This window comes from Nitritalea halalkaliphila LW7 (assembly GCF_000265075.1).
Classification (GTDB): domain Bacteria; phylum Bacteroidota; class Bacteroidia; order Cytophagales; family Cyclobacteriaceae; genus Nitritalea; species Nitritalea halalkaliphila.
The window spans coordinates 52,224-68,763 of the sequence record NZ_AJYA01000018.1 but is presented as its reverse complement, the minus strand read 5'-3'; the positions used below and the strand labels follow the sequence as shown (position 1 = coordinate 68,763).

The 16,540-nt window shown below is 49.0% G+C and carries 12 protein-coding genes and 3 pseudogenes; 7 read left to right on the top strand and 8 right to left on the bottom strand.

Translation table 11 applies throughout. The features are described from left to right. Nucleotides 1-2: 2 nt before the first annotated feature. The 7 genes and pseudogenes from A3SI_RS07185 to A3SI_RS07155 form a co-directional block, all read right to left on the bottom strand. Complete coding sequence (locus A3SI_RS07185; RefSeq protein WP_009054728.1) at nucleotides 3-332, bottom strand: DUF59 domain-containing protein; 330 nt, start codon at nucleotides 330-332, stop codon at nucleotides 3-5. Between the two features lie 14 nt (nucleotides 333-346). After that, nucleotides 347-778, bottom strand: coding sequence for a SufE family protein (locus A3SI_RS07180; RefSeq protein WP_009054726.1), 432 nt, complete (start codon nucleotides 776-778; stop codon nucleotides 347-349). Further along, a pseudogene (locus A3SI_RS07175) lies at nucleotides 775-2,000 on the bottom strand (aminotransferase class V-fold PLP-dependent enzyme). The gene A3SI_RS07180 and the pseudogene A3SI_RS07175 overlap by 4 nt, the downstream one beginning before the upstream one ends. Nucleotides 2,001-2,003: 3 nt before the next feature. Then, nucleotides 2,004-3,268, bottom strand: a pseudogene (sufD, locus tag A3SI_RS07170) (Fe-S cluster assembly protein SufD). A gap of 30 nt (nucleotides 3,269-3,298) precedes the next feature. Next, the gene (gene sufC, locus A3SI_RS07165; RefSeq protein WP_009054722.1) at nucleotides 3,299-4,063 is read right to left on the bottom strand and encodes a Fe-S cluster assembly ATPase SufC; all 765 of its coding nucleotides are present in this window, start codon (nucleotides 4,061-4,063) and stop codon (nucleotides 3,299-3,301) included. A 94-nt stretch (nucleotides 4,064-4,157) separates the two neighbouring features. Continuing rightward, on the bottom strand, nucleotides 4,158-5,603 hold the full coding sequence (gene sufB / locus A3SI_RS07160) for a Fe-S cluster assembly protein SufB (RefSeq protein WP_009054720.1): 1,446 nt from the start codon (nucleotides 5,601-5,603) through the stop codon (nucleotides 4,158-4,160). A 241-nt stretch (nucleotides 5,604-5,844) separates the two neighbouring features. Further along, complete coding sequence (locus A3SI_RS07155) at nucleotides 5,845-6,321, bottom strand: Lrp/AsnC ligand binding domain-containing protein (RefSeq protein WP_009054717.1); 477 nt, start codon at nucleotides 6,319-6,321, stop codon at nucleotides 5,845-5,847. Nucleotides 6,322-6,711: 390 nt separating this feature from the next. Between A3SI_RS07155 and A3SI_RS22425 the strand changes: the two genes are divergently transcribed. From A3SI_RS22425 to A3SI_RS22410, 5 genes are all read left to right on the top strand, one after another. Further along, nucleotides 6,712-7,050: a hypothetical protein gene (locus tag A3SI_RS22425; protein ID WP_316929122.1), complete on the top strand. Its 339-nt coding sequence runs from the start codon at nucleotides 6,712-6,714 to the stop codon at nucleotides 7,048-7,050. After that, a complete protein-coding gene (locus A3SI_RS22420) occupies nucleotides 7,047-8,285 on the top strand; it encodes a M14 family metallopeptidase (protein ID WP_316929121.1) in 1,239 nt (412 codons plus the stop codon). Before A3SI_RS22425 ends, A3SI_RS22420 begins: the two co-directional genes overlap by 4 nt. Continuing rightward, a complete protein-coding gene (locus tag A3SI_RS22415) occupies nucleotides 8,204-8,635 on the top strand; it encodes a hypothetical protein (RefSeq protein ID WP_316929120.1) in 432 nt (143 codons plus the stop codon). Before A3SI_RS22420 ends, A3SI_RS22415 begins: the two co-directional genes overlap by 82 nt. A 123-nt stretch (nucleotides 8,636-8,758) precedes the next feature. Then, nucleotides 8,759-11,353 carry a S9 family peptidase gene (locus A3SI_RS07145; protein WP_009054716.1) on the top strand — a complete coding sequence of 865 codons (2,595 nt, stop codon included), beginning with the start codon at nucleotides 8,759-8,761 and terminating at the stop codon, nucleotides 11,351-11,353. Then, nucleotides 11,344-11,571 (top strand): alpha/beta hydrolase family protein, encoded by a 228-nt coding sequence (locus A3SI_RS22410; protein WP_083836459.1) that lies wholly within the window; start codon nucleotides 11,344-11,346, stop codon nucleotides 11,569-11,571. The genes A3SI_RS07145 and A3SI_RS22410 overlap by 10 nt, the downstream gene beginning before the upstream one ends. Nucleotides 11,572-11,752: 181 nt before the next feature. Here A3SI_RS22410 and A3SI_RS07140 read toward each other — a convergent pair whose 3' ends face one another. Next, nucleotides 11,753-12,460 carry a hypothetical protein gene (locus A3SI_RS07140; RefSeq protein WP_009054713.1) on the bottom strand — a complete coding sequence of 236 codons (708 nt, stop codon included), beginning with the start codon at nucleotides 12,458-12,460 and terminating at the stop codon, nucleotides 11,753-11,755. A gap of 915 nt (nucleotides 12,461-13,375) precedes the next feature. On the opposite strand from A3SI_RS07140, the pseudogene A3SI_RS07130 reads away from it, so the two are divergent. After that, a pseudogene (locus A3SI_RS07130) lies at nucleotides 13,376-15,017 on the top strand (sodium/sugar symporter). 334 nt (nucleotides 15,018-15,351) lie between these two features. Then, the gene (locus A3SI_RS07125; RefSeq protein WP_040670376.1) at nucleotides 15,352-16,506 is read left to right on the top strand and encodes a pyridoxal phosphate-dependent aminotransferase; all 1,155 of its coding nucleotides are present in this window, start codon (nucleotides 15,352-15,354) and stop codon (nucleotides 16,504-16,506) included. The last annotated feature ends 34 nt before the right edge of the window (nucleotides 16,507-16,540 follow it).

Sequence of the window (16,540 nt, the reverse complement as noted above, 5' to 3'; positions counted from 1 at the left end):
GTTCAAAGAAAGCCAAGCTCTAACTTCGCCGCCTCAGACATCATGTCCTGACTATAGGGCGGATCGAACGTTAGCTCTAACTCCACATTATTAATTCCCGGTACTTGTTGAATTTTATCTTTTATCTCCGAAGGAATAAACTCCGCAGACGGACAGTTGGGACTCGTCAGGGTCATGAGCACATACACATTATTCACCGGATAGACCGTAATCTCGTAAATCAATCCCAGCTCATACACGTCCACCGGAATCTCCGGATCATAGACCTGCTTGATGGCTTGTACCACCTTTTCCTTTAACTTGTCTTTTGCTATTTCCGCTACGTCACTCATCTCTTTGGTCTTTTTTAAGCATTTATTTGGGTTTGGTAGGCCAGCGCATAGCGCTTCATCTGCTTGATCATGGCCGCCAAGCCATTCGAGCGCTGTGAGCCGATGATGCTGCCCATCCCGATTTTATCTAAGAAGTAAAGCTCCTCCGCTAAGATATCCTGCGGCCGCTGCCCCGAATACACACGAATTAAAAGACTGATCAAGCCCTTTGTAATATCCGTGTTGCTATCCGCTAGAAAATACACCCGATCATCTTGTAAACTGGCTGTAAGCCAAACCTTAGACTGACAGCCTTTTATGATATGCTCCTCCGTCTTGTCTGACTCCGGCATAGGAGGGAGTTGCCCACCTAGCTCCATGATATAGAAAATCGTGGACTCCTTATCGTCTCCGAGGATTTCGAATTCTCCGATAATTTCGTCCTGCACACTGCTTAGTTTACTCATTTGTTTTTCAATTTTGCGATCCGCCGAACGGCTGCCGTGAAGCGCTCGACTTCCTCTTCGGTATTGTAAACGGCAAAGGAGGCCCGAACAGTTCCTTCCAGCCCATAATGCGCCATCAGCGGCTGTGTGCAGTGATGCCCCGTCCGCACCGCGATACCACCCGCGTCGAGCATCTGCCCACATCGAAAGGATGCATGTGCTGGATGTTGAAGGAAAACACACTCACCTTTTGAGCAGCAGTGCCTAGCGGCAAAATCCCCTTCACATCGGCTAGTTCGGCCACCACCTGCTGCAGCAAAGCATCTTCATGGGCCTTGATCGCGGCTTTACCGTGCTGTTCGATAAAGTTTAAGGCTTCGCCAAAAGCGATCACATCGGCTATGTTCGGGGTACCCGCCTCGAACTTGAACGGGATGTCGTTAAACGTGGTCTGTTCGAAACTCACCTCACGGATCATTTCTCCACCCCCTTGATAGGGCGGCATTTCCTCCAGAAGCGCGGCCTTCCCGTACAGGAAACCCAGCCCCGTAGGACCGTATAATTTATGCGCCGAGAAGACGAAGAAGTCGCAGTCCAGCGCTTGCACGTCGATCTGCAGATGGGATGCACTTTGCGCGCCATCCACCAGCACGTAGGCCCCCTGCTTGCGCGCCAGCGCGATGAGCTCTTCGGCTGGATTTATTGTTCCGAGGGCATTGCTGGCATGGACGAAAGCGAGCAGCTTGGTCTTTGGCCCGATGAGGGCCTCCGCAGCCGCTCGATCTAAGGTGCCGTCCGACAGTACAGGGATCACGCGAAGAACAGCCCCTTTCCGCTGACAGAGCAGCTGCCAGGGCACGATGTTCGCGTGATGCTCCATAGCAGTGATGACGATTTCATCGCCCCGCTCCACAAAACGCTCTCCGAAGGAGGCCGCCACCAAGTTAATACTTTCGGTGGTGCCCTTCGTAAAGATAATTTCGCGATCCTCAGCGGCTCCGATAAACTGCGCCACACGCTTTCGGGTCTGCTCGAAATACCCCGTGGCGCGGTCTGCTAAAGCATGCGCTCCGCGGTGGATATTGGCATTATCTCGCTTATAGTACTGGTCTAAAGCCTGTAAAACGGCGAGGGGTTTCTGTGTCGTGGCAGCATTATCCAAGTACACCAGGGGCTTTCCATGTACCTCCTGATGTAAAACCGGAAACTCCGCTCGGATGGCTGTAAGATCTAGTTTTTGCATAGCTTAGCTTTTCGCCAGAAGTCTTTCCTCCAGCAGCTCGATCAGATGGGCCTTAAAAGGCTCCACCGGAATTCTCTCCAGCACCTCGCCCGCAAAGGCATACAGCAAAAGCGCACGCGCGGAGGTCTTGTCGATGCCTCTGGCTTGTAAATAAAATAAGGCCTCCTCATCTAACTGCCCGATGGTACAGCCATGAGAACACTTGACATCGTCCGCCCAGATTTCCAACTGTGGCTTCGTGTTCACCGTGGCATCATCAGAAAGCAGAATGTTGTTGTTCTGCTGGAAGGCATTCGTTTTTTGGGCGTCCTGACGGACAAAGATCTTGCCGTTAAAAACAGCCCGAGCCTGTTCGGCTAAGATACCCTTGTACAACTCATTCGAGTCGGCATGGGCCTTGATGTGATCCACATTCGTGTGGTTATCTACATGGCTTTTGCCCGTAAGGCGTAAAGGCCAAACATATTTCCTGTACAGCCGCTGTCCTGAAGGTTTAAAAACAGGTTGTTACGCAGCATGCCTCCCTGTAGGGAAATGCAGGAATGCGTGAAAACTGCGTCTCTATGGATATCCGCGGCAAAATTATTAACCGCTATAGTGTCTTCATTTTCGATCTGCAGGCGATTATAGCTCCCTTGAGCCCCAGCCTGTGCCTGCACCTCAGTCACCATATTCACGAAAGTAGCCTGCTCGTCTAAATGCACGCTTTGCTCTACGAAATGGGCTTCTGCATGCTTTTCGAGCTGGATCAGGACGCGACTCGGGATGGAGGCACCCTTATTCAACTGATGAAAATGGAGAAGGAGGACCGGTTTTTCTATCTGTGTGTTCGCTGCCACACGGATGCGGAGTGCTTTCACAAACTGCACCGTGTTCAGACAGATAAAGGGATCGGCTTCCAGCTTTATGATACTTCCGAGGAGCGGATCCCCTTCCTGCACCTCGCTCACTTCGATGGCGGATTCGATGCGGGAATGCTGCGGGTCGAATGTTCCATTATTAAAAACGAGGATATCGCCCTCGTGCTGGGGGTAGCGAAAACGATCCACAAAGGCGGCTGTTAGGTTGAGTGCCGCCGCCCGCTCGGGATGCTGCAGGCCCTGAAGGCGCTTGCTTATCGCTGTAAATTTATATTCTTCGTCCTTGGCCTTCGGCAAACCCTGCTCGAGCAACTGTGTTTGCGCGGCCGTTCTCAGCGCTACAAAGCCAGCTGGGAGCGTTTCCTCCGTGAGTAGGTTCAAGGTTTTTTCCTGTGCTAATGTCGTCATGGTGTGCTTACGTCTTTATCCTTTGATCCCTTATGCAGTGGCGGCATCTGCCTCCGCCTTGATCCAATCGTATCCTTTTTCTTCTAGCTCTAAAGCCAATTCTTTAGTGCCTGATTTTACGATTTTACCATTATACAAGACGTGCACGAAATCCGGAACGATGTAGTCTAATAGACGCTGGTAGTGTGTCACTACGATGGTGGCATTATTCGGACTTTTAAGTTTATTCACGCCATTCGAAACGATGCGGAGGGCATCGATGTCCAAGCCGCTATCTGTTTCATCCAGTACGGCAAGGGTAGGCTCGAGCATGGCCATTTGGAAAATTTCATTACGCTTTTTCTCACCACCCGAGAAACCCTCATTTAGCGAGCGGCTGAGCAACTTCTGGTCGATTTCTACCAGTTTCATTTTCTCCTTCATTAGCGTCAAGAATTTTACAGCATCTAAAGGCTCTTGACCGCGGTATTCACGCACCTGATTAACCGCTGTGCGCAAAAAGTTAGTCGTGCTCACACCTGGAATTTCTACAGGGTACTGGAAAGCCAAAAAGACGCCTTCACGTGCACGGTCCTCCGGAGCTAGCTCTAAAAGGTCTTTGCCCTGAAAAAGCACCTCGCCGGCTGTCACTTCATACTCCTCTCTACCTGCTAAAACAGAGGCTAACGTGGACTTGCCAGAACCATTCGGTCCCATGATGGCATGCACTTCGCCTGCTTTTACTTCTAAATTAATTCCTTTTAGGATCGGGCTTCCCTCGATTTCAGCGTGTAAATTTTTTATAGATAATAACATGTTGTTTCAGAATATAAATTAATAGGTGATTCAATTAGACCAAAGATAGAGAAGGAGGCGGGCACACGGTGGCTCCCGCTCCTAACAAGTCACTTTATCCGACAGAGCCTTCAAGCGTAAGGGCCAGTAACTTCTGGGCCTCCACCGCAAATTCCATCGGGAGCTGGTTGAGTACCTCCTTCGCGTAACCATTTACGATCAGAGCCACAGCATCTTCTGTAGCGATTCCGCGCTGGTTACAGTAGAAAAGTTGATCCTCACCGATCTTAGAGGTAGTTGCCTCATGTTCTACTTGCGCACTCTTGTTTTGGATGTCGATGTAGGGGAAGGTATGTGCCCCGCAAAGGCTCCCCATGAGCAGGGAATCACACTGAGAGAAATTACGTGCATTATCGGCACGCTTCATAACCTGCACTTGTCCGCGATAAGAGTTTTGAGAATGCCCGGCAGAAATTCCCTTCGACACGATGCGGGACTTCGTGTTTTTCCCGATGTGAATCATCTTCGTCCCTGTGTCTGCCTGCTGGTAGTTATTGGTCACTGCTACGGAGTAAAACTCACCGATACTATGGTCCCCTTTCAGGATACAAGAAGGGTATTTCCAGGTCACCGCAGAGCCAGTCTCTACCTGTGTCCAAGAGATTTTACTATAATCACCCGCACAGATACCGCGCTTGGTTACAAAATTGTAAATACCCCCCTTGCCTTCTTTATCGCCAGGGAACCAGTTCTGTACGGTAGAGTATTTCACCTCTGCCTTGGCACCCGCATAGATTTCCACTACGGCGGCGTGTAACTGATTTTCATCACGCTGGGGAGCTGTGCAACCTTCGAGATACGAGACATAGCTCTCATCTTCGGCTACGATGAGCGTTCGCTCAAACTGCCCAGTATTGGCTGCATTAATTCGGAAATAAGTAGAAAGCTCCATCGGGCAGCGTACCCCTTTCGGAATGTAGCAAAAAGAACCATCAGAGAATACAGCTGAATTCAACGCTGCGTAGTAGTTGTCCGTCATCGGAACGACACTACCTAAATATTTTTTCACCAGTTCAGGATGCTCCTGTACCGCTTCGGAGAAGGAACAGAAAATGATACCTTTTTCTTTTAGCGTTTCCTTAAACGTAGTACCTACGGATACAGAGTCCAAGACAGCGTCCACAGCGATTCCTTGAAGTCTTTTCTGCTCATTAAGTGAAATGCCTAAGCGCTCATAAATCTCTAAAAGTTCAGGATCCACCTCATCGAGCGATTTTGGCTTGGTTTTCTGCTTGGGCGCAGAATAGTAAATGAGCGCATTAAAATCTACTTTCGGGTAGCGTACATTTGCCCACTCGGGCTCCTCCATGGCTAGCCAAGTTTTATAGGCTTTTAGGCGCCACTCCAACAGCCAGGTAGGCTCCTCTTTTTTAGCTGAAATCCAGCGAATGATATCTTCGTTAAGACCAGCAGGAGCCTCGTCTGCTTCGTAGTTTACAGACCAGCCATGCTCGTAGTCTTTTCCCGTGAATTCTTCTAATATTTGGTTATCCTTGCTCATGAGGTGAGTTATTTAGACTAATTACAGTTTGTGATGCAAAAGTAGAACATTAATCCAAAAAATAATGTTCACAGTACGTTTAATTTTTGATAAAAACCTATAGAAAAAGAATTTAAAGTCCTGAAAAGCAGAGTTATAAAAAACAAAAAGCCGCCTATACGATATAAGCGGCCTACAAAAGAAATGATAGGTTTTCTTCTTAAATTTCAGTAAATAATTTATTTAGATTTAATCTAAATAGTTACTTTATCGGCTTGTCGAAAAACTGTATCGGACGGTTAATGCTTTCCTCCAGCACAATAAGGGTTTCGGTGCGGTCGATGCCATCTACTTTTTGGATATTATCCAGCACCGTGCGCAGGTGGTTGGTGTCCTTACAGATGATTTTAGCGAAGATGCTATAGTTGCCCGTCGTATAATAGGCATTAATCACTTCAGAAATTTCCTTCAGCTTTTCGATTACCGCATCATAGAGAGAGCTTTTCTCTAGGTAGATACCTAAGAAAGCGGAGATGTCGTAGCCGAGTTTCGAGAAGTCTATATTCAGGGTAGCACTCTTTACGATACCCATGTCTTCCAGCTTGCGCATCCGTACGTGTACAGTTCCAGAGGAAACGAACACTTTTTTGGCTATCTCTGTGTAGGGGGTCTTCGCATCATCATTCAGTAGGGAGATGATCTTCAGGTCTACATTGTCAATATCTAAATTTTTCTCCATTATTTTAAAGGGTTATTAGACGACCGTTAATGAATCGGACTGTAAATTATGAAATAGATAAAATAATGCAAAACTTTTTTTTTCAATTTGCAAATTTAGATTTTTATCATTTATTTTGAATTTCAGATAGAGAGAGAATTTAAATTTTGCCCGATAATTAGAAAGTTCTAAGAAATTCCGATTCGGGCATATTTCTCCGCATTCTGCAAGTATTTAATTATGCGAAACTTTTAATCTCTAAAGTTATATTTGGGTTTATATTCTGAAAAGAGTCTTGTCGTTGGCAAGACTTTTTTGTTTTTTGGCCCTTTTCTGGAGCAGATATTATATTAACGGTTAGGATGTCGCTCCCTCGCCCTGTATTTTTGATGAAAAAGTGGTTTTTAGCTTATGAAAATATCGATTTCCCTGCTGGCAGCAGGCATGCTTGGCCTGGGCACTTCAGCCTGGGCCCAAGAGTGGACTTTGGCGCCAGCCCAAGTCTTTCCCGAGCACACGGCGGATGATGCCTTTTACACCGTAGACGGTAAGCGCCACGGTCGCTCCTATTTTAAGAAGTTTCGCTTTCCAGAGGTGGAGTACAGTCCTGGAGAGACGCTGACCTTCGATATTTACCATACTCCTGATGTAATGTACCACTGGTATCGCGTATGGGAAAAGCAGTATCCCGACCTGGTTTCGGTCTATGAGGTGGCCAAGTCTTACGAGGGCGCCCCATTCTACAGATGACGCTGACGAATAAAAAAACGGGCAAGCATACCGATAAACCAGCAGCTTTTTTCGAAGGAGGTCGCCATGGAGGAGAGGTGACGGCCAGCGAAACGGTACTGTGGATGACCCAGTACCTGCTGGAAAATTACGGGAAGGATCCCGAAATCACCCATCTGATCGACACCAAAACCATTTACCTGCGCCCACAAAACAACCCCGATGGCACGAATCTCTACCTGTTTACCGAGCAGCGTAACCGCAGTACCGTGCGTCCTTTCGACAGCGATGGAGACGGGCTCTTCGATGAGGATCCAGAGGAGGACCTAAACGGGGATGGCGTCATCCACATGATGCGTAAAAAGGCGGTCACCGAGGAGGAAAAGAAAGAAGCTAACTACATTTTAGATCCACGCGACCCCTCTGGGCGGCTTATGCAGCGTGTCCTCGCCGGTAAGGGCGACTACCTCATGTACACCGAGGGTATCGATAACGATGGGGACGGTAAGTATAATGAAGACGGGATCGGTGGCCTAGACTTGCACCGTAACTACCCCGAAAACTGGCGCCCGATGCCAGGTGTGGAGCAGACGGGCCGAGGCTATACCCAGTGGGGAGCTGGCGAATATCCGCTGAGCGAGATAGAAACCCGCGCTACAGTGCTTTGGCTCCTGAGCCATCCCAACATCTCGGTAGTGAACTCGCTGGATACCCGAGTTCCCATGCACTTACGCCCGCCAAGCACTTCGAAAAGTGAAGAGAGTATGTTTCCGCAGGATCGGGCGCTGTACGAAAAGTACGATGCGCTGGGCATGGAGATTACGGGCTACCCCTGGGCGGGAGATGTTTATGAGACCTATTCCACGCGCTATAAGGTGAACCGTATTACAGGCGATCCGCTGAAGCCGAATCCACTGTTCGGCCATGGTCCTGATTTCGGCTACTTTTATTATGGGGCGATTTGGTATGGCGATGAGCTGTGGAATAATGGTGCCATGAAAGACTATGATGGCGATGGGGTGCTGGATGATTACGATGCTCTCCGCTGGGATGATGAGGAAAATGGGGGAAATGGCTTTAAAGATTGGGAGCCTTCCAGCATCCACAGCTCGGAGAAGTGGAGATCGGGGGATTTCATCCCAAATTTTTCGCCCAGAACGGACCTCCCTGGCAGTTGGAGGGCTGGCTGGAGCGGCAGTCTCTGTTTAATTTGGCCCTGGCCAAAGACCTGCCCCTGCTCCGCATCGAGAATGTAAGCGTTCGTGAAGTGGAGGCGGATACCTATGAGGTCGAGGTGGCTTGGAAAAATGAGGGCAAGCTGCCGACCGCGCTGGAGCAGGCGAAGTTGGTGAAAATCGTGCAGGAGGATCGTGTGCAGCTGCGTTTCGATTCGGAGCTTACGCGCGGCTATGAGGAGGCCAAAGTTCAGATAGTGTCTCCTGAGGTGATGGATAAGACCATCTACGCGGGATACACCGATGCCGGTGAGCGCAAGACAGTTCGTTTTCGCGTGCGGCTACAGGGGGTTTCCGGTGCGGAGGCCACGGTGCGGCTGCTTTCTACTCGAGGGGGCCAGGTAGAGCAAAAGGTTAAAATCGGTCGCTAGGCGGAATTTTCGATAGAAGGCGCTAAAAACGGGAGGTACTTATATAAGTATTCTCCCGTTTGCATAAAAGCATGAAAGCTTTCTGCTGGAGGCTGGCTTATTTGTATTAAAATAGAACCGAATATGAAAAAAAATTATTACGTATGGCTGTTTTGTGCCTTGCTCCTCAGCGGGTCGGAGGCATGGGCGCAGCAGAAACGTTCCCTGACGCATGAGGACTACGACGGCTGGGAGTCCATCGGGGGCAGTACGCTCACGAAGGATGGTCGCTGGATGGGGTACCAAATCAGCCCGCAGGAAGGTGATGGCCGTCTCGAAATCGTGGCTTCAGGTGATTTACAGAAGCGGTATGTGATGCCTCGTGTGAAAAACTGGTCTTTTTCTGCAGCAGGGGGTTTTGCCGTAGGCAAAATAGAGGCCGAAAAGGATAGCATCCGCATGCTGAAGCTGCGCAAGAAAAAGGAGATGCCAAAGGATAGCTTGTTTATCCTCAATCTAGCTACTGGTAATGCAGAGAAGCTTCCGCTGGTGAAGTCTTTTAGCATGCCGGAAGAAAATGCAGAATGGCTGGCCATCCTCTTCGAAAAAGAGCCGGCGAAAACGGATCCTGCCGACAGTACGAAAAAGCTAAAGACCCCGAAGACGGATGGCACGCGCTTAGAGTTGCGCGACCTGAAATCCGGAACGAAAAAGGAGTTTGAGCGTGTGCTTTCCTATGGTTTTACCAAGCAGGGAGATCAGTTTTACTACGTACAGGACAAGGCGGACACCTTAAAAAATACTGGACTTTACCTAGTGGACCTGAAATCCGGAGCGGAGAAGGCTATAGATACCGAAAAGACGGGCTACTTCGGCGTGAATTTCTCGGAAGAAGGTAGTTTTTTAACGTACCTGACAACCTTAGATTCTGCCAAAGCGAAAAAGCCTTATTACAGCCTCTACCTGTATGAGGTGAAGAAGGGGCAGCTCAATAAGGTGGCGGATGAAAAGTCGCCGGGCTTGATGGCTTCGGGACGACTGGATAAGGCATCAGCGCCTTACTTCAGTAAAGATGAAAAGCGCCTGCACTTCGGTGTGCTGGAAGATTACAAGACCTTCGCTTACGAGGAGGATACGACGATCTTGGATGAAGATCGTGTGAAATTGGATATTTGGGGCTGGCAGGACGCGGAAATTCAGCCGATGCAACTTCGGAATGCGAGGAGAGAGGCCAATAAAACCTTTTTAGCGGGTTACAGCATTAAGGACAAGCGCCTTTACCAGATCGGGGAGGGAGAGCTCAACAGTGTAGCGGCTTCTCGAAATGCGACACATCCTTTTGGCATCGCCACAGACGATAGTCCGTACCGTAGAAGCTACAGCTGGGATATTCAGATCGGGCGTGACGTGTATTTAGTGAATTTAGAGACGGGAGCGAAAACGCTTATCGGGAAAAACATGTCGGGTGTACCGCAGCTATCTCCTACGGGGAACTTTGCGGCGTGGTATGACAGTCGTGATAGTGCGTGGTATGGCTATGAAGTGAAAACGGGAACGATCCGCGCCTTGACAAAGGATCTCGACGTGGCCTTTTATAATGAATTGCACGACTCCCCTTCGCTGCCGGGTAGTTATGGCAGTGGCGGCTGGGCAGAGAAAGATGGTGGCTTCATCGTTTACGATAAGTACGATATGTGGCTGTTAGATCCGAGTGGTCGTCAGGCGCCAGTGAATATCACGAAAGGAGAGGGGCGCCAGAAGATGCTTACCTTCCGTCGTCTGTCGATTGAAAAGGAGGAGGAAGGCTTCTCTATGAAAACGCCGATGTACCTTTCTGCTTTTCATGAGACGAAAAAGGACAATGGCTTCTACCGCTTAGATGCTGCTAAGAAGGCTAGCCCTCAGGAAATCCTCATGAGTCCCCACCGTTATGTGGGTTTTGCGAAAGCAGAGGAAGCAGAAGTCTACACCGTGCGTCGTTCTACTTATCAGGAGTTTCCGAATATTTACCTCACCGATGCGAATTTACAGCGTATGGAGCAGGTGACAGATGCCAACCCTTGGCAGACAGGCATCAAGTGGGGCTCTGTAGAGCTAGTGGATTATGTCGCGAACGACGGTTCACCGCTTCAGGGGCTTCTTTTCAAGCCAGAGGATTTCGATGCGAACAAGAAATACCCGATGATGGTCTATTTCTACGAGCGAAATAGTGATGGCTTGCATAGCTACCGTTCGCCAGCTCCGAGTGCATCTACAGTGAATATCCCTTATTTCGTGAGCAACGATTACCTCGTTTTCGTTCCGGATATCAAGTATGAGTTAGGGCTTCCAGGGCCTTCAGCGTTTAACTGCATCATTCCAGGGGTGCAAACGGTCGCGGCGAAAGGGTTCGTGGATACAGATAATATGGCCATTCAGGGCCAAAGCTGGGGCGGTTATCAGGTGGCTTACTTGATCACGCAGACGAATATGTTTAAGGCTGCAGGTTCGGGCGCCCCGGTGGTGAATATGACCTCGGCCTACGGGGGTATTCGCTGGGGAACGGGCATGAGCCGTATGTTCCAGTACGAGCAAACGCAGTCACGGATAGGGGGTACGCTTTGGGAAAAGCCATTGTATTATATCGAAAACAGCCCGCTATTCTATATGGACCGTGTAAATACGCCTGTGTTAATCATGCATAACGATGAGGATGGAGCAGTGCTTGGTACCAAGGAATCGAAATGTTTATGGCCTTAAAACGTCTGGATAAGCCGGCCTGGTTGTTACAGTATAATGGAGAGGACCATAATTTGCGCCTGCGCAAAAACCGAAAAGACCTTTCGATCCGACTGTCGCAGTTCTTTGACCACTACCTGAAAGGGGCTCCTGCGCCGCTTTGGATGACAGAGGGTCTACCCGCGGTAGAAAAAGGACGCACACTCAAGTATGAGTTGGCGGAGGAAGATAGCTTATAAGTTTATCTGGGGCTAACCAGTAGCGTACGGAAACGGCCGGGGCGTAGAAATGCTTCGGCCGTTTTTTTATGGGGGTACACGGCTCATTAGAAACGAAAAAACCACCCCGTGCAGTATAGCGCGGGTGGTTCATATGAAGCGTTTTGTTTCCTGTTTGGCGAAGAGCAAGTGGGAAATAGTCTTAACGGGAGGATGCTTTGCGGTTAGCCACCCCGATGTACCGGATAACTTTAAACTGTAGCTGCACGAGCATATCCACAGGAAGGGATTTATTTCCAAAATCATTTCCGTCGAGCAGGTCGGAGGTACTGGTCAGCAGGCCTAGTTCGATGGCGTAGTCCCACTCGAAATCGAAATTCGTGTTAACGCCGATTCGGAAAGGGATATACGCTGCTGCTGTGCTAGCATTACGTTTTACGATGGTATTTTCTATTTGGAGCTGCTCCACGCGCCATACGTTCAAGAAGCCCACACCTAAGCCCATGTAGACATTTAAGCTGCTGCCCACCTGACCGGCCTTGTTCGGGTGAAAGTTGTAGGTAGGCATAATATCTCCCCCTAAGCCGAAGCCTCTAAAATCAAATGGGAGTCCCATGGCTTCCCATTGGCGTGTACGCCAAATACCCAGACGATCATGCCCGCCAGAATTTATATGCTGTCCGAAGGCATTCACGCGAAAGTCCATACGCTCGGAAAGCTGTCGGTTATACGTGATACCTCCGACGATGCTGGGGGTGAACGTAAAGGTAGAGAAATCCCCGGTGTTATTGCCATACATGTAAGAGCCCCCGATGCTGTAGGCCATGTGGTTACGGGTTTTCTGGGCCTGAAGCTGCTGGGTGCTTTGTACACCGATGAGTATCAAGGCGAAAAATAGTATTTTCTTCATGCTTTTGCTGATTACGCTTTAGGGGGTAAAAGTACGAAAAAAAATAAAAGTGGATGGCTTAAATGCTTTTTTCAATAAAAAAAACACGAGATCTGACAAGTGGCCAGCGGGCCATGGCGGGCGCCGAATGCGGAAATAGGCATTTAGGAGAGTCTGTGGGCATGGTGCTGGGAATTTTTCAAATATTTCCTTTCGTCCAGTACAAAAGACGGAAGATCCCTTACTTTGGAATAGGATCAATCAGCAACTCTCTATGCTAGCTAACGGGGGTTTACTGCCTATAAGTAGTCCGCGAGCTCAAAATTAGTTTTGAGCCTGCTTAAATAAAATTTACCATGAAGTTTAAAAATAGTAACGTAAAAGCATGGATTAATGTGAGTGTATTTCTGCTTGTCTTTTTGTTCCAATCCAGTCTTTCTGGTGCTTTGGGAAGTCAGGTGGTTCTCATTACTATTCCCTTAGCGTTTTCGATCGTCTTTTATCTTCTGAATTTGACCAATTCAGATTTTAAATTTAGTTCAAAGCTGATGTTTTTCTTTGTTTCATTTGGTCTCATTTATTATTTGTTCAATAGAAGTCAGCCTTCATTCGATCCGCTCTACTATTTAATCGCTTTACTCATAGCTTTGGTTTATGTGTACGTGCAAGAAAAGCTCGTTAGCACTTGATTCGAATTGGCAGTTGATTCGAAGCCCTTCACTTCTCTCTGCGTCGCATGTTTAAGGTTCCAAAACTAATGATTATCTAAAATCAGAGGAAAGAACAGTCTCCCATGGACGAGCGCTAAAGTAGAAGGCCAGCCGAGAAAAAGTAGTCCAAAACGCATAATTGCTGCTAAAATGAGTTGAAAAATACCGGAAACGCCTATATTTGAAATTGGCTTTTTTAGCGAACAACTCATCTTACCGTAAACCTATGTTACTTGAACCTATCGACCTGATCGTCTTTATCGGCTACTGCTGTTTGATCATCGGTCTGGGCATTTATGTCTCCCGCGAAAAAAAAGGACATGAAAAAAATTCCCAAGACTACTTCTTGCGTCAAAATCTCTGCCTTGGTGGGCCGTCGGGGCCTCTCTTATCGCTTCTAATATCTCGGCTGAACAGTTTATCGGCATGTCGGGCAGCGGTTTTGCCATGGGGCTGGCCATTGCGAGCTACGAGTGGATGGCCGCAGCGACCTTACTTGTGGTGGCAGTTTTTTTCTTACCTGTTTACATTAAAAAGGGCATCTACACCATGCCGGGCTTTTTGTTAGATCGCTACGATGCACGCGTGCGTACGACCATGGCCATCTTTTGGTTGTTGCTCTATGTTTTCGTAAATCTCACCTCCGTGCTCTATCTCGGAGCCTTGACCCTGAACACCATCTTAGATGTACCCTTACCCTATGGCATCCTTGGACTTGCCCTCTTTGCGATGCTCTACTCTATCTATGGAGGGCTGAAAGCAGTGGCCTGGACGGATGTAGTCCAAGTCTTCTTTCTGGTGGCGGGCGGTCTGGCCACCACCTATATTTCCCTCTCGCTCGTGGGTGAGGGGAGCGCGTGGGAAGGCCTGAGCCTTCTGCGTCAAGAGGTGCCTGGACACTTTTCCATGATCCTTTCCAAAGGAGAAATGCTCATTCCTGACGGCAAAGGGGGAATGAAAGACGCTACATGGACCTTCCTGGAATCTCCGTCCTAGTAGGCGGGATGTGGGTAGCTAATCTCAGCTACTGGGGATTTAACCAGTATATCACGCAGCGGGCCTTGGCGGCCAAAAGCCTCGATGAGGCCCAAAAAGGGATGGTCTTCGCCGGATTCCTTAAGCTACTGATGCCCCTCATCGTCGTGGTTCCTGGTATCGCAGCTTGGGTAATCGTTAAAAACGGAATCGATGCGCCCTTTATCGCTTCCATGCAAGACCCCATCACCGGGCTTACAAAAGCAGATCGTGCCTATCCTACACTGCTCCAGCTACTTCCCACGGGCTTAAAAGGCCTTTCCTTTGCGGCGCTCACCGCCGCGATCGTCTCTAGCCTCGCGTCTATGGCCAACAGTACCTCTACGATCTTCACCATGGACATCTACACGAAATATATCGATCAGAAAGCTTCTCAGACAAAGCAAGTGACCGTAGGACGTATCACCGCCGTCGTGGCTTTCCTTATTGCGGCCCTCATCGCCCCTCAGCTGGGGCAGCTGGACCAGGCTTTTCAGTTCATCCAAGAGTACACTGGATTCATTTCTCCAGGGATTTTTGCCATCTTCTTTTTAGGAGTCTTCTGGAAGAAAACCACTGCGAATGCGGCTCTCGTGGGTGCCGGGCTCAGCATCCCGCTTTCCGCACTGCTCCAATACCAGTTTAAAGCGCTCGCCTTCCTAGACCGCATGGGCGTCGTCTTCCTCGTAATCGTGACGCTGATGGTGCTCATCAGCCTCATAGAGGGCAAAGGCAAGGACCACCCCAAGTCCATCGAGGTGTCGCGCGACCTCTTTACCACAAGCTATGGATTTAAAATAGGTGCCTTCCTTATCACAGGCATCATCGCCGCCCTTTATTTGGTGTTCTGGTAAGCGTACACTAATTGAGGCCTTGCTCTAGGTCGCACCTCCTGTCGGATTCGTATGAATCGGATAGGAGGTTTTTTTGGCCCACGGGCCAAAGGAGGTTTCTCGTACCAGCAGTGTACTGCAAATTTACGAATGCTTCAAAAATATACCGCTTGCGTAAAAGTATCTGTAATAAAGTTGGGAATAGGTTGTTTTTATAACATATTTTAATCAGATTTACAGAAAAGAAACCAAAAGCAGTTTAAAAACAAACCACTATTCTCCTTTTTGATGCTTGAAAGCCTCAGTCAGGGTGGCCAGCAGCCAGAGAGGGGTAGCGGACAACCACAGCACAAAGATGAAAACACCATTAAGCAGAAGAGACTGGATGCGTTCTAGTCTATTAGCCGCAGGCGCGATGACCTTCGGGTTCAACCATTTCACCACGCAGCGGGCCACGGCCAAAACGCTGGTACGGGAGATTGTCCCGAATTTTAACATGGAGGAGCCACGGATTTTAGCCAAGTTAAACTCGAATGAAAATGCCTTCGGGCCAGCCCCAGAGGTGATTAAGGCGATCGTGGACTCGGCTTCCATGGGTAATCGCTACGGGCATGGAGATGCAGCTACCCTGATTAAAATGCTGGCTGAAAAGGAGGGAGTGGCACCTGAAAACATCCTTTTAGGGCCAGGTTCTACTGACCTGCTGGAAAAGACCGCTATCGTGCAGTTTATGGGTGGGGGCAATGTCGTTTCTGCGGATGTGTCCTATATGTCGCTAATGAATACGGCCCAGCGTATGGGAGGGGTTTGGAAACCGGTAGCGCTGACCTCGGACTATGCCCATGACCTGTCCGCCATGCAGGCGGCCATCGACTCGGAGACCAAGTTGGTTTACATCTGTAACCCCAATAATCCCACGGGTTCTATTACGGATGCGGCGGCACTGAAGACATTTTGTAAGCAGGCGGCTAAGAAAACCCCCGTTTTCGTGGATGAGGCTTATTTAGAATTTATGGTCGATCCTGAGGCACAGACGATGGCAGGGCTCGTGAAAGAGGGGCATGATGTGATGGTAGCCCGAACTTTTAGCAAGATCCACGGCATGGCGGGGCTGCGTATTGGGTACTTGGTGGCGACGCCTGAGCGTATCGAAAAAATCACCTCGATGGTGCGGGGTACGATGGGGCTTTGCTTGACTTCCCTGAAGGGAGCCATCGCCAGCGTGCAGCAAGAAAGCTTTTTAGCCAAATGTCGCGACTGGAACACAGAGTCTCGGGAGTTTACCACCGAGGCGGTGAAAGGGCTAGGCTATTCTTTTATTCCTTCGTACACTTCCTTCCTGATTTTTCCGATCGCGATGGAGAGTCAGCCATTTATGCGGGGCATGTACGGGAAAGGGGTGGCGGTGAAGACCTATAATTTATACGACAAGACCTGGTGCCGTGTAAGCATGGGCACTATGGACGAGATGAAGTTGTTTGTGGAATCCTTTAAGCAGGTTACGGCCTAAAAGGGGATGAGCATGGCTTTACAGAAAACCCTTT

Coding starts and splice junctions, on each gene's coding strand:
- A3SI_RS07155 (WP_009054717.1), bottom strand. CDS start 6,321: ATGGAGAAAAATTTAGATATTGACAATGTAGACCTGAAGATCATCTCC.
- A3SI_RS07185 (WP_009054728.1), bottom strand. CDS start 332: ATGAGTGACGTAGCGGAAATAGCAAAAGACAAGTTAAAGGAAAAGGTG.
- sufC (WP_009054722.1), bottom strand. CDS start 4,063: ATGTTATTATCTATAAAAAATTTACACGCTGAAATCGAGGGAAGCCCG.
- A3SI_RS22425 (WP_316929122.1), top strand. CDS start 6,712: ATGAAAATATCGATTTCCCTGCTGGCAGCAGGCATGCTTGGCCTGGGC.
- A3SI_RS07140 (WP_009054713.1), bottom strand. CDS start 12,460: ATGAAGAAAATACTATTTTTCGCCTTGATACTCATCGGTGTACAAAGC.
- A3SI_RS07180 (WP_009054726.1), bottom strand. CDS start 778: ATGAGTAAACTAAGCAGTGTGCAGGACGAAATTATCGGAGAATTCGAA.
- A3SI_RS07125 (WP_040670376.1), top strand. CDS start 15,352: ATGAAAACACCATTAAGCAGAAGAGACTGGATGCGTTCTAGTCTATTA.
- A3SI_RS22410 (WP_083836459.1), top strand. CDS start 11,344: ATGGCCTTAAAACGTCTGGATAAGCCGGCCTGGTTGTTACAGTATAAT.
- A3SI_RS07145 (WP_009054716.1), top strand. CDS start 8,759: ATGAAAAAAAATTATTACGTATGGCTGTTTTGTGCCTTGCTCCTCAGC.
- sufB (WP_009054720.1), bottom strand. CDS start 5,603: ATGAGCAAGGATAACCAAATATTAGAAGAATTCACGGGAAAAGACTAC.
- A3SI_RS22420 (WP_316929121.1), top strand. CDS start 7,047: ATGACGCTGACGAATAAAAAAACGGGCAAGCATACCGATAAACCAGCA.